The organism is Aquimarina spinulae (genome assembly GCF_943373825.1).
GTDB classification, from domain to species: Bacteria; Bacteroidota; Bacteroidia; order Flavobacteriales; family Flavobacteriaceae; genus Aquimarina; species Aquimarina spinulae.
The window spans coordinates 65,636-79,066 of sequence record NZ_CALSBP010000002.1; the positions used below are offsets into that span (position 1 = coordinate 65,636).

General features: G+C 32.4%; 10 protein-coding genes. 1 reads left to right on the plus strand and 9 read right to left on the minus strand.

All coding sequences use genetic code 11. The annotated features are described in order from the left end of the window. Window positions 1-17: 17 nt before the first annotated feature. The 6 genes from NNH57_RS06240 to NNH57_RS06265 form a co-directional block, all read right to left on the minus strand. Window positions 18-1,001 (minus strand): FecR family protein, encoded by a 984-nt coding sequence (locus NNH57_RS06240; RefSeq protein ID WP_108807639.1) that lies wholly within the window; start codon window positions 999-1,001, stop codon window positions 18-20. A gap of 111 nt (window positions 1,002-1,112) precedes the next feature. Next, complete coding sequence (locus NNH57_RS06245; RefSeq protein WP_108807640.1) at window positions 1,113-1,976, minus strand: DUF4249 family protein; 864 nt, start codon at window positions 1,974-1,976, stop codon at window positions 1,113-1,115. A 51-nt stretch (window positions 1,977-2,027) separates the two neighbouring features. Then, complete coding sequence (locus NNH57_RS06250) at window positions 2,028-4,361, minus strand: TonB-dependent receptor (RefSeq protein WP_234423348.1); 2,334 nt, start codon at window positions 4,359-4,361, stop codon at window positions 2,028-2,030. Between the two features lie 77 nt (window positions 4,362-4,438). After that, a complete protein-coding gene (locus tag NNH57_RS06255; RefSeq protein ID WP_159099196.1) occupies window positions 4,439-4,609 on the minus strand; it encodes a hypothetical protein in 171 nt (56 codons plus the stop codon). 145 nt (window positions 4,610-4,754) lie between these two features. Continuing rightward, window positions 4,755-5,315, minus strand: a complete 561-nt coding sequence (locus NNH57_RS06260; RefSeq protein ID WP_074410041.1) for an RNA polymerase sigma-70 factor — start codon at window positions 5,313-5,315, stop codon at window positions 4,755-4,757. Window positions 5,316-5,509: 194 nt separating this feature from the next. Then, a complete protein-coding gene (locus tag NNH57_RS06265; protein ID WP_074410042.1) occupies window positions 5,510-6,106 on the minus strand; it encodes a porin family protein in 597 nt (198 codons plus the stop codon). A 471-nt stretch (window positions 6,107-6,577) separates the two neighbouring features. On the opposite strand from NNH57_RS06265, the gene NNH57_RS06270 reads away from it, so the two are divergent. Next, complete coding sequence (locus NNH57_RS06270) at window positions 6,578-7,177, plus strand: TetR/AcrR family transcriptional regulator (RefSeq protein WP_074410043.1); 600 nt, start codon at window positions 6,578-6,580, stop codon at window positions 7,175-7,177. Between the two features lie 60 nt (window positions 7,178-7,237). On the opposite strand, the gene NNH57_RS06275 is transcribed toward NNH57_RS06270, so the two are convergent. The 3 genes from NNH57_RS06275 to NNH57_RS06285 all read right to left on the minus strand — a co-directional run bounded on the left by NNH57_RS06275 (window position 7,238) and on the right by NNH57_RS06285 (window position 13,302). Next, entirely contained in the window at window positions 7,238-10,753 is a 3,516-nt protein-coding gene (locus NNH57_RS06275; protein WP_108807641.1) for a T9SS type A sorting domain-containing protein, read from the minus strand. A gap of 3 nt (window positions 10,754-10,756) precedes the next feature. Further along, window positions 10,757-11,218, minus strand: coding sequence for a hypothetical protein (locus NNH57_RS06280; RefSeq protein WP_108807642.1), 462 nt, complete (start codon window positions 11,216-11,218; stop codon window positions 10,757-10,759). 458 nt (window positions 11,219-11,676) lie between these two features. Further along, complete coding sequence (locus tag NNH57_RS06285) at window positions 11,677-13,302, minus strand: ABC-F family ATP-binding cassette domain-containing protein (protein ID WP_074410046.1); 1,626 nt, start codon at window positions 13,300-13,302, stop codon at window positions 11,677-11,679. Window positions 13,303-13,431 lie beyond the last annotated feature (129 nt).

Genomic DNA, 13,431 nt, shown 5'->3' on the forward strand with positions numbered 1-13,431 from the left:
CAAAAGGAATAACGTTTTTAAGAATTACATTCTCCACCTTTTATAACAATAGTATTCGAATCAGTTTTTTCATATGTGACATCAAATAATATTTCAAGAGTTTCCAAAACATCCTCAAACGATTCGTTGTCAAAGATAGTGGTTAACGTACAATTAGCAAATTCTTTACTCTCGATAATTATGTTCTTATTGTAATACAGTTCTATATCTTTAATTACTTGTTCTATAGAAGTTTTTTCAAATTTAAGTACCCCAGATTTCCAGGAAAAGAAATTTAGGCTTTCATTTGCAGCTTTTATCAATTTGCCACTCGCCTTTGCTGTTACCATATCTCCCGGAGTTAAAATTTCTTTATAATTTTTTGATGAAAACTCAACACTACCTGTTACTAATACAAGTTCTACTTCTTTTGTATTAATATTATTTTTTAGGTTAAATGACGTACCTAAAACCTTAGTTTGTGTGGCATTAGCAATAACAATAAATGGTTTATCGGGGTCTTTTATAACTTCAAAAAAACCTTCTCCTTTTAGATTTAACCTCCTGCTATTTCCTTTAAAATCCTTTTTATAAGTAAGTTGACTACCCTCATTAAGCCATACTATAGAGTTATCTGGTAATGTAAATTTGTTTTCTGCTCCTGTTTTTGCCAGTAAAATTACTTCAGTATTAAAAAATGTATTAAAATAAAAGCCTAAACCAATTAAAAGTACAATAGAGGCTGCGATTTTAAGATAAACATTATTTAATTTTGGTTTCTTCTTTGCTGTAGCATTTATGCCAGATTCAAATTTGCTCCATTGTTCATCTACATCAATTTTATCAAAATCCTCTATATTTTCTGAAGTACTCCATATGCGTTTAACATCTTCAAAATAGGCTGTATTTGATTCGGATTCGACAATCCAACCCTCTACAAACTTTCGTTCATCATCTTGTACGTCATTTTGTAAATAACGTGTTAAAAGTTGTAGTATATGATCTTCTTGTTCGATATTCATTTCTGAAATTAAAATCTGGCTCTAAAAGTAATAAATTATTAAGATTATGTCGTCAAAACAACTTTAAGTTCGCTTTTTAAATAATAGTCTACTCGATTTTATCTTTTTTGTTTAAAAAGTTTCTTCCACTTCTGTTAATTGATATCCTGCAAAAACACCATATCCATTCTCTCCTTCTATATTGGTCGGAGCAATAACTGATTCTGCAAATGGATCTCCGTCATTAAAATCATTTAAATATGTTGCTCTTAGCGCTTCGTATAATATTTTTTCTGCATTGGCTACCTGAATCTTTAACTTGGGATTAGGTAATGCATTATCAGATAAAGTAAAAAATCCATCTGCTGTGATTACAGAATTTTCTCTACTTACATCTGTTGCAAACTGTTTAAACTCGAAATTTATATTTTCTACCTGGTTACTAGTTGTGTCTCCTCCATTATCAAAAGACTGAGTAACTATGGCGCCTATGATATAAAAATTGTTTTGATTTTTGATATCCCCTACAGTAACTTTCAACAAGCGATTCTCAGAGAACTCACCTTCTTTTACCTGAATATCCTTCTCTATCCTTTGTACAGCTTCGGTTGGTATTGTACAAGATGCTTTATATTCTTTACCTAGAGCCGTAACTTTCAAAAAGTATTTCTTGCCAGGTGATATTACTAAACCACTTGCCGGTGCTTCGTAGCTTAAAGATGCATCTGTATATACAAGTGCCACCTCATTGTTTTCTTCATCTGTTATCACTACGGTAGCATCTTTAATAACCATATCCTTAACATTAACTGTACTTGATGCTCTTGATTTAGATCTTGACACCTGTACTTTTAGTGTGGTATCTTGTGGTGATAAATAACTATTAATAACTACAAGCTCTTGTTTTTCTAATAAATCACTTGCATCTACGCTCGTCTCACAGCTTACTAAACAAATGCCTAGAATTATTAATAGTATACTTGGAAAATATTTCATCTGTGTATCTTTATATTTTTCTAATAATTTTGACCTTGTTGATTTCACTTTTTAGAATTTATAGGTATAATTAATTGATGGAATAAACTGTAGGATTGATACTTTTTTAAGTTTAGCATCATCAAAATAATAATAGAAAGGATTTTTTCTTCCGTAAATATTATATATCGAAAATCCCCAGGTACGTTCCCTATTCTTTGAAAATCGTTTATGAAATTGAATTCCCAAATCTAAACGATGATAATTTTCTCCTCTAAAATTATTTCGCTCCGTACTAAAAGGTGTTCCTCCATTAGAGAGATCAGGGATTGTTATCGGAAAATTACTTGTGTTTGATATAGACTCAGTATCCGGAAGGTTAAAGTTATTCCCCGAAGAAAACAACCATGTTCCTGATAGTGTTATACGATCATGAGGTTTATATATACCAACCAAAGAAAGGTCATGTCTCCGATCATATTTTGCAAAGAATTTTCGCCCTTGATTTAGTTCATCAAATTGTCTTTCTGACCAAGATAATGTATACCCAAGCCAACCTGTAAGTTTCCCTGTTTTTTTACGTAATAATAGCTCTGTACCATAAGCCCATCCTTGGCCTGTGGTAATATTTTCTTCCCAATCAATTTCTTTTCCTGTTCCCAGGTCTTCTAATAACAAGAATGAAGCACCTTCTTTATATGCTATCACATCATCCATTTTTTTATAATACCCTTCGACAGTAATAGAATACCCATCATCCATAAAATCTTTTGCCACTCCTAATGCATATTGTTCAGAAACCTGGGGCTTTAATTGATCTGTAGAAGATACCCAAAGATCTGTAGGTAACCCTATTCCTGAGTTAGAAAGTAAATGAATGTATTGATTCATTTTGGAATACGAAGCTTTTAGTGCCAAATCGGGTTTTACATTCCAGGCAATAGTTGCTCTTGGTTCCAGATTAAGGTAATCTGTTGATTTAAACTGAAAATGAGTTAATCTTAACCCGGGAGAGAAACTTAGCGTATTGGTAATTTTCCAATCATCCTCGAGATATAAAGCGCTCTCTAGAGATTCAATTTTTTGTGTGATATCAGAATTACTTTCTCCTGTTTCCCTTATCCTGGATTGTTTTGGTACAAAATTATGATATGTAGATGCCAGTCCAAACCGTATAGAATGCTTAGGGTTGGGATAGTAATCAAAATCTGCTTTAATTCCATAATCATTGATTCCCGAGTTTGTTTTCAATTTAAAAATTTCATTCTGAAACTTTTCATCAACTTTAATTCCAAAGTTATAATTACTAAAAATTAAAGAAGTGTTAGAAAAAAACTTATCACTAAATTGGTGATTCCATCGTAATGTAGAGGTTATGTTACCCCAGAACAATTTTGTTTTTAAGTCGTCTCCTGCTTCCTTTTCGACCGCATGGAATTTATCTTGTCCAAAATAATTACTCCAGTATAGTTTATTTTTTTCATTAAAAACATGGTGTATTTTAAAATTAAGATCCATAAAGTAATATCCCGCTTTTAGATCTGATTTTTGAAAAGGTTTAGACAATAGATCTGCATATGTTCTTCGTCCACTAAAAATAAATGAAGTTTTTCCCTTTTTGATTGGTCCTTCTACCAATAGAGATGAAGATATTAACCCGACGTTTATTTTTCCACTCAGCCTTTCTTTATTTCCGTTTTTTGTATCTATTTTGAGTACAGAAGATAATCTACCACCAAATCTTGCCGGAAACCCTCCTTTAAAAGTTTCTATCGACTTAATAGCATCTCCGTTAAATACCGAAAATATTCCAAATAAATGGTTAGAATTATATACAGGAGCTTCATCTAATATGATCAGGTTTTGATCCGGAGTCCCTCCTCTTACAAAGAACCCTGCACTTCCTTCATTACCTCGCTGAATTCCTGGCAATAACTGCAATGCTTTGATTACGTCTTTTTCTCCCAGAATAGCGGGAATATCTTCTATTTCTGAAGGTTTTATAGACACAACACTCATTTGAGTTACCTGGCTTTCATTCACTCTTCTGTCTCCATCTATAATAACTTCATCAAGGCTTTCGGTTTCTAGTTCCATATCAAAATTAAGTGCGAGATCACTAGTAAGATCAATCGATTTTTTAATGGTTCCATATCCTATAAAAGACACAATCAATTCATGTCTTCCTTCAGGAATAGTAAGTGAAAAGAATCCGTAGTCATTGGTAGTAGTCCCCACTGCACTACCCGGAATATAAATTGATACAGCCGGTAAATATTCCTGACTACCTGATTCTTTTACATACCCACTAATTGTATATTTTTCTACTGTTTTTTGTTGGCTAAATATTTTACTAAAGCCCATAAGTATCACCCAAAAGGCAAGAATTACTTGTTTTGTTTTCAATTTTCTAAAAAGTTTAATGATTATATATTCAAAACACCTATTATGATCAAATCATTGATTTTATATTCTAAGCGATATCATAACACTATTCTTTGAATCCATAATCGTTGAATCTTATGATAATATGAAGTATTGTCAGAACTCTCAGAAACCCACTGTTGTACAAAAATTTCTTCTTCAGGTGTTGCTTTATCCGAAAAATATTTAATTAAAGCATATTCTAAGTTAATTTGGTTGTGCATATTCATAACAGATCTCATTTTAATAAAAATTATATGTTATTTTTTCTTTCTACAACAAAGCATTTTACATTATCTCTGTATAGTTAGTTACCTATATGACGAATAGAAAAGAAGTTACACGTAACTGAAAGTAAAAAAAATGAAAAATAAATCATAAATAACTGATAAACAGCATCATAAAAACAACTAAAACTAATGTTTTTATTTTTTTAAGGGCATTACTGATATGAGTTTCTACTGTTCTTTTGCTAATATTAAGCTCATCGGCAATCTCTTGGTTTGTTTTCCCTTCGAACCGACTAAGCATAAAGATTTTTTGATTTTGATCAGGAAGGGTCTTGATAGCTTTATAGATTTTTTCCTGTAATTCTGTTTTCTCTATTTCTGCATCGTCTTCCTCTATAAGAATAGGCGATTCTTTTTGAATGATATCCTTATGTTGTTGGCGAATATTATGAATTTTGATATAATCAAAACATCGGTTTTTTACAGATGTATATAGGAATGATTTTAAAGAAGTATGGATGATAAGTTCATCTTTTCTTTCATAGAGTTTTATAAACACTTCTTGTGTAATATCTTGTGCTGTATCCAGATCCAAAACATACCTTTTGGCATATATGGTAAGTACTTTAAAATATTGCTTAAATACAGATTCAAAAACTTTGACATTTTTGTTTTTGATTTGTTCTATGATAAGTTGATCACCCAAACGTTGGTTTTGAAAATTATGCTATCAAATATCTTGCAAAGATAAAATTACATTACTATTCTCAAAGAACGAAAAATTCGAGTATATGTTACAAAAATTACCCCCCCCCTTCTCTTATCATTTCTTAATCTAATGCAGAATATAAAAAAGGGGTATTGAAATTTGCTTTCTAATACCCCATTAATAGTAAACAATTAGAAATTAAATCTATATGATATCCCTACTTGCAAAACTTCGTTAAATTGGTTTTTTTCTTTATAAAGAGATTGTTGTGAAAAATTGTGAAAATCTCCATCAAAAACATCTACAGTTCCTCTTTTATATCTGGCCTCTACCCCTATGCCATTTTTAAATTCGTATCCTAAACCAACCGCGATCGAAACATCAATAAAAGTAACATCATTACCTTCATCCCTGTTTACGATTCCTACCGGAGTATCATCTACATCAAAATCAATACCCGGTGCAATTAAAAAATGTAAGCCTGTATTTTTAACAAAAAATTTATTTGTTGCAGATATTGAAAGATAATGAATTTCGACATCGCTCCCAGTAGAAAACTTAGTATTACCTCCTTGATTTGAATATCCGATTTCGGGTTGAAGAGCATAAAGTTTTGAGAATCTGATGTTCAATAATGCTCCTAAATAAACTCCTGGTTTAGTTTCCAAATTTGAATCGGAAAGATTAGAAATATTAACTCCGCCTCTTAACCCAAAAGATGTCTTCTTTTGTGCTGATGCGATTCCGAAAATGCTAATACATGTACATACTAATAAAAGTTTCTTCATTGTAATAAAAAATTATATGTTTTACTTTTTAGAGAATAAAGCATTATGCTTCACCTTTGTTCATTTATCAATATGACGTATAGAAAAGAAGGGACACGTAACCAAAAAGTGATAAAATTTCAAAAAAACTACAAATAGCTAATAGTCAATATTATAAAATAGTCAAAACCTATAATTTTATTTTTACAGTATTAGTCACTAAAATTATTAATCTCCTTTCCTCAATAGTAAACTCTTCAAGTACTATGGGAATAGCGTTTTTTCTGAAGAAGGTTATTCTACATCGTTGTAATCTTATAATTTTTCATACTGTTTATATAAAAAATAATACAAGGATTAACCTTTGTTCATGCATATTTTCACATAACTTTTTGGTTATTTATGTTGTAAACGATTAAGTTTGAAAAACGGAAAACAAAAAAGCAGAACTACTTTATACTAAGTAGTTTGATTTTAGTAAACTTATCAAACGTGGGAAGAAAATCTATACTCAAAAATAGAAAAGAAAAGAACCGAAAAGTAGAACAATGGACCCTGGCAATACTCCCTAAATTGAAGACCGCAGATTTAGGTGAACTAACTATGGATGACCTGGCTTTGCTTATGAAAAAAAGTAAATCTACTATCTATCAATATTTTACTACAAAAGAAGAGATTTTTGAATATATCACACAAGTAAGAATAGATTATTTATACACGTATAAAAATCAGATTACAGAAGAAATTTTGAAATTAGATTACAGATGTGAAACTCTAGGGCGTATTCTTATGGAAGGAGCTAAGGACGTTTCTTCTCTTTTTTTAAGACAATTACAAGAACATTATCCCACAGCATGGAAAATTATTGAAGAATTTTTGTGTGCATTACTCGAAGATCTAAAACAATTTTACATCCTAGGAATAGAAAACAATATCTTTAAGCCCATATCATCTGAGCTTCTTGTTAAATTAGATGAATACTTTATCAGGCAATTAATTACTGACGATAATTTCTTTGATCAGACTGAAGAAACATTAGAATCTATAATGAGAGATTACATGTTTTTAAAATTTGAAGGGTTAAAAAAATAAGTATACCTATAAGCAGAAACTTATAGGTATACCATATCTTAGCGTTATAACAAAATAAGTTTATCTAATAACGATTCTTGTTGTATTTGTTATCCCACCATCTCCAAAAACCTTAACCAAATACATTCCTGATTTAAGATTTTCTAAGGACAACGTTTGTTGAGATTCATTTAATGTTCCAATTCTTTTTGAGTATACGAGTCTACCACTTATCCCATATATTTCGACCACGCTGTTGTTCATTGTGGTTCCTGATGAAATCTGTACCTCTCCATTAGAAATTGTTGGATATAAAAGAGCACCTTCTGAACTTCGAGGAGGTTGCACTATTTCTTCCTGTTCTTCTGCTACCAATTGTTCTTCTGGTGCATTTATAGAGCGAATAGCCCAACCAAAAGACGTAAATAAAGGATCAGAAATTAATCGAAAACGTACCGCAATAACATCTCCTTCCTGAAAAAAGTCTAATAAATTGATTGATTGTTCTTTAAACAACTCATCATTTATTGTTGGAGAGGGCCCAGAATTAAAAGCATCTGTCCATTCTGGAAATCTTTGTGCATCATAGGTATCTAATCGTACCCAATCTTTTAAGTTACTAGAAGCTTCTATTGCTACAAAATCATAAAATTGACCCGGTGCAGGATCAAATTCTGTGATTGCAACATCCTCGTATGTAAAATTTCCATTCTCTGCATTAACGATAATAGGGTGCCTTAAAACAGTACGATATTCTGAATCATTTAAATAGGGATGATCAGAATTATTAAGAACCGCCTGACTTACTGTTTCATTAATTGTATTGATCACAAACTCTCCTCCAAAAGTATATACATCAGACATCTCAAAAGTTGCAATAGATACAAGATTTTTTGGAACTGTATAGTTTATAATATCAAATGATGCCGACGAAGCAACAGATGCATCTCCTGTACTATCAACGGCTTTCAATCCAACAGTATGATTTCCTTCTACCAAATTTTCTATCGTATAAGTAAACTCGGTACCTTGCACGATATTATCTGTAATTTGGGCGATTTCTTCTCCATCTAAATACACTACTATTTTCTCTATATCTTCATTTTCCTGTACATAGGTAATCGTTGCATTCTGATTTTCTACAGATTCTTGTGTCGAAGCCGTAATTGTTGGAGGTGCGTAGTATGTAGGAGGTTCATAGCCTTCTAGTTCCTCAAGAGTAGCGGTCCAAACTCCTCTACCATGAGTTGCCATAACTACTTCATCATTTACAATTTTCATTTGCCAAACAGAAAAAGCTGGTAATCCGGCCAAGAGAGACCAGTGTGCTCCTCCATCTAATGTTTGAAACACTCCAATATCTGTACCTACCCAAATTCTATCTTCATCAAAAGGCATTTCTACCAAACTATGTATTGCAACATCCGGAAACCCTCTGTCTTCTCCTGTAGAAAACCCAGAGATATCAACCCAGGTTTGCCCTAAATCTTCTGTTTTTAATATTTTGGCGGCTCCCTGCCCAGAAAATAACACATAAGCTCTATTCTCATTTGTAGAAGAAGTTTCTACTCCTGAAATAAAATAATTATGACTAACACCATCTCTTGGGTCAGAGAATAAACCCGTAGACTCATAAGACACTCCATTATTCTTAGAAACATGAATCACATAGCTTCCTGATTCTGTCATTGCATTACCAGCCCATACAATATCTGGGTTAGCTGTTGACACAGAAACATCTAATGAACTTGAAGCTCCTACAGAAAAATTATTTGGAATAGAAGTTAACTGCCATGATTTTGCAAAATCAGGAGATCTCCATACTCCACTAATAGAAGGACTAAAAATTACATTAGGATTATTATTTGAATTTGTAATTTTAGAGTAAAAAGGAGATGTTCCCGCACCCGATTCTCCATGCCTTGCATTATACCCTTGGCCATTCTCATAGCGTACAAAACCATTATATTGAGAACCACCTATAAACTCATCAGGGTTGTCATAATTCCATAATACTTCAAACCCATCTCCTCCGATGATAAACTGATATGAAGTTTCATCGTTTGCTCCATTCTCGGTAAATGATATCCAGGTTCCATTATCCTGTGCACCAGCCATATAATCTTCTGTTCCATTACGTTTATCGGCTCCATAAAACTGCGTACAGTTAAGTCCTACTGCAGAAGCAGACCAATCATTAAGCGTGGTTCCTGGCTCAAATAGATAATCGGTATGATATATACCTCCATCATTAGCAAGGATTAATTTAAACTTTTTTTCTTTTCTTTTCTTAATCCATGTTAGACCATGTTGATCTACGTGAACATAATTATTTAATTCACCATTATAACCTGCTGCGATGGGCTGAAAAGTATAACTCACTGGTCCATCTTTACTTTTAGTTTTGGTTCCAGTTCCTGCTTTAACTATTTGTACTCTATGCATCACTACTCCTCCTGCATAAAAAACATTTTCATTAAAAGGATGCGCTCGTATTATATTGTCATACCAGCCTTGCCCTGTAATTAAATTTCCTGCTGCGGGAGTTCCTTCATAACCAATTAATCTAAATGTTTCTCCTGCATCACTGGTAAAGTAAAAATCGGTATTCACTGCAGTAGTTGCTCCTCCATTACCTGTGTACACCGAAATGAAAACCCTATTTGGATTAGCTGGAGAGACATCAAGCTCAAAACGTGAATGGTTTGAGTTATAATCATCCCTATTTAACACTAAGTCCCATGTTAATCCACCATCTATACTTTTTATTACTCCTACACTGTTTACGCCTCCATACAGAGTATTAAAATTAGTGGGGTCATAATTAAGATCCTGAACATTTCCTCCACTATACGTATTCTGCCATGTTACTCCTCCATCTGAGGTAACATAGACACCGTTTCTACTTGCAACAACAAGATTATTTTCATCTTCAGGATTTAAGGCTAATCGACCAACTCCTCCAAAACTTTTGGTATTATTAAGGTATTCCCAACTACGGCCTCCGTTTTCGCTTTTTAAAATTCCAACCCCTCCAACTGCATCTAGGTTGTTAAAAGGCTCTCCTGTTCCCAGATATAATGTTTCTGGATCACTTGTTCCCACTGCAACTGTAGATGTAGACAGGTTAGGTATTTTATAATCTGTAAGATTTTCCCAGGTGGTTCCAGCATCTTCGGTTACCCAAAGTCCACCACCAACGGTACCTGCATACCATTTATCATCATTATCGGGGGCTACTACAATACCACGTATCCTACCTGGTACATTTACAGGCCCTCTTTCTTTCCATTTAATAATACTAGAGTTCTTGGCAATAGACCTATTTTTCATCGCTTTTTGATGCTCTGTCATCAAGAAACCATCTTTATATGTAGATTCTTCGGCACCAATAGGTTTTAAAAGGTTTGCCTTATACTCTGCGATGATTTCAATTCCTTTCTTCTTGTTATAATCTTTCTTTTTTTTGAGTTTTTTAGAAGTTTCTACAGTGCTTATTTCAGTGAGTTTTTGTTCTTGATTTTTATCGCACGAAGAATAAACGATTAGTAGAAAGATAAGAACAGCCAATTTTCGAAAATAAAATTTGTGTGTCATGAGTTAGTTGTTTAAATTAATAATTGTTATTTGTGTTTGAGTCTTTGACAGAAGTAGATCATCAGGATTTTCAGAAGTCGGTTTTTGTTCCATCCCGATGTAAGGAACAAGTTTTATAGAGGTATCATCATTCCAATCAACATTAGCCCCTCTAAAATAGCCTTGTTTTATAATTTTTTTTGTTACAGCGTTATATACAGTATATTCAAAATGAGTAGCTGGATCTCCTGGCTTTATTATCTTTTTAATATGAAGCTCCATCGACTTATTTCTGTTTGGTTTTGAAATAATCATATCATTTTTCATAGGTGTAACGGGCTGATGTGATGGTTTATCTTGCGTAGTTTTATTTTCTGCAGTTTTACACTGAGCAAAAGAAAATATGGTTAAACCAAAAAAAAGGATACTTATGATTTTTCTCAATAACATCGATACTTTTTTATAAATCGCTTGTGAAAGTTTCATTAACTATACGTTAAACCGGTAATTACTTTCGACTTTTGGGGAAGGAATATGGTGAAAGCTTATACTTTTATATAAATAATAAAAGACAACCGCATAACATACCTCTAAAATAGTTTTTATTTTTTTAAAAATCAACAACTTACTTATTGATTTAACAAAATAAATGTAGCTTAGTTTTATGCATACAGAAAGTTTCTGGACGATGATTTTTTAATTTAAAATCCAGATATGTTACTAAACGATCACAACTAAAGTTTTAAGGTTTTATCAATTTACACATTAACTTATGCTATAGGCAGAGTTAATCTCGTGTTTTGAAATTATCTTTTAGATTTTTCAAAACAGAGTTATACTCCTAAATTTCCTTATTAGGGAATACTATATATATGGAAAGATTTATAGAATTATAAGATACAACTCTAAAATTAATTTATTATTTACTGATTTTGGCAATAAAATTAAACATTTACACCATACATTTTTTCTCGTAGTTCTTTAATTTTTGGGTCACTCATATACTCATCAAATGTAGCATAACGATCTATAACTCCGTTTGGTGTTAGTTCGATTACCCTGTTACCCACAGTTTGAGCAAACTCATGATCATGAGTAGTAAATAAGACTGTACCTTTAAATTTTTTCAATGAATTATTGAATGCAGTAATTGATTCTAAATCAAGGTGATTTGTAGGCTCATCCAGCATCAATACATTTGCTCTTGTCATCATCATTTTAGATAACATACAACGAACTTTTTCACCTCCAGATAATACATTTGATTTTTTTAATGCTTCCTCGCCACTAAAAATCATTTTTCCTAAGAACCCTCTAATAAATACTTCTTCTCTTTCTTCTTCTGTAGTTGCCCATTGGCGTAACCAATCGACTAGTGTAAGGTCATTCTGAAAGTATTCACTATTATCTGCTGGCAAATATGATTGCGTAGTAGTAATCCCCCAGTTAAATTTACCAGAGTCTACTTTTTGTTTATCATTTAGTGCCTGATAAAATGCGGTTGTAGCTCTTGAGTCTTTAGAGAAGATAACAACTTTATCTCCTTTGGTTAAATTAATATCAATATCTTTAAATAATGTATCCCCATCCTGGCTTGCGGCTAATCCTTCTACATTAAGGATTTGATCACCTGCTTCTCTATCTCTTTCAAATATTATAGCAGGATAACGACGACTTGATGGCTTAATATCTTCGATATTAAGTTTTTCTATCATTTTTTTACGGGAAGTAGCTTGTTTAGATTTTGCTACGTTAGCACTAAACCTCGCAATAAATTCTTGTAATTCCTTTTTCTTCTCTTCTGCTTTTTTATTTTGTTGGGCTCTTTGTCTTGCAGCTAATTGAGAAGATTCATACCAAAATGTATAATTACCGCTGTAATGATTAATCTTACTAAAATCAATATCTGAAATATGTGTACATACGGCATCCAAAAAGTGACGGTCGTGAGATACTACAATAACTGTATTATCAAAGTTTGCCAAAAAGCTTTCTAACCATGAAATAGTTTCATAATCTAAGTCATTTGTTGGCTCATCCATTATTAAAACATCTGGATTACCAAACAAACATTGAGCTATCAATACTCGTACTCGTTGTTTCGTATCAAGATCAGACATTTGTGTATAATGCAATTCTTCTTTGATACCTAAGTTAGAAAGCATTGCTGCTGCATCACTATCGGCATTCCAGCCATTCATTTCTTCAAACTGTACCTGCAACTCCCCTATCTTCTCTGCATTTTCATCTGTATAATCTGCATAAAGAGCATCTATTTCTTTCTTTATTTTATAGAGAGGTTTATTCCCCATAATTACTGCTTCTAATACCGTATACTCATCATATGCGTAATGGTTCTGTTCTAAAACAGACATTCGTTTACCTGGCTCTAGATGTACATGCCCCGATGTAGGCTCCATCACACCAGAAAGAATTTTAAGAAACGTAGATTTCCCAGCGCCATTGGCACCAATAATACCATAGCAATTACCTTGTGTAAAAGAAGTATTTACTTCATCAAAAAGTATTCGTTTACCAAATTGAACAGAAAGATTAGAAACTGATAGCATGAGTATGAAAAATTGTAAGGTTTAAATTTGCGGCAAAAGTAGAAAAATGGATTCAGAACCTGAAACAATCTATCATTAATTTAGAAGTTTATCCTGTAGTTTATTTATCATCAAAAATCCAAAAATTGA

Bases quoted from the DNA above. Each gene is read 5' to 3' on its own strand.
- NNH57_RS06285 (WP_074410046.1), bottom strand. From the start codon at position 13,302: ATGCTATCAGTTTCTAATCTTTCTGTTCAATTTGGTAAACGAATACTT.
- NNH57_RS06255 (WP_159099196.1), bottom strand. From the start codon at position 4,609: ATGAATATGCACAACCAAATTAACTTAGAATATGCTTTAATTAAATAT.
- NNH57_RS06280 (WP_108807642.1), bottom strand. From the start codon at position 11,218: ATGAAACTTTCACAAGCGATTTATAAAAAAGTATCGATGTTATTGAGA.
- NNH57_RS06245 (WP_108807640.1), bottom strand. From the start codon at position 1,976: ATGAAATATTTTCCAAGTATACTATTAATAATTCTAGGCATTTGTTTA.
- NNH57_RS06275 (WP_108807641.1), bottom strand. From the start codon at position 10,753: ATGACACACAAATTTTATTTTCGAAAATTGGCTGTTCTTATCTTTCTA.
- NNH57_RS06265 (WP_074410042.1), bottom strand. From the start codon at position 6,106: ATGAAGAAACTTTTATTAGTATGTACATGTATTAGCATTTTCGGAATC.
- NNH57_RS06240 (WP_108807639.1), bottom strand. From the start codon at position 1,001: ATGAATATCGAACAAGAAGATCATATACTACAACTTTTAACACGTTAT.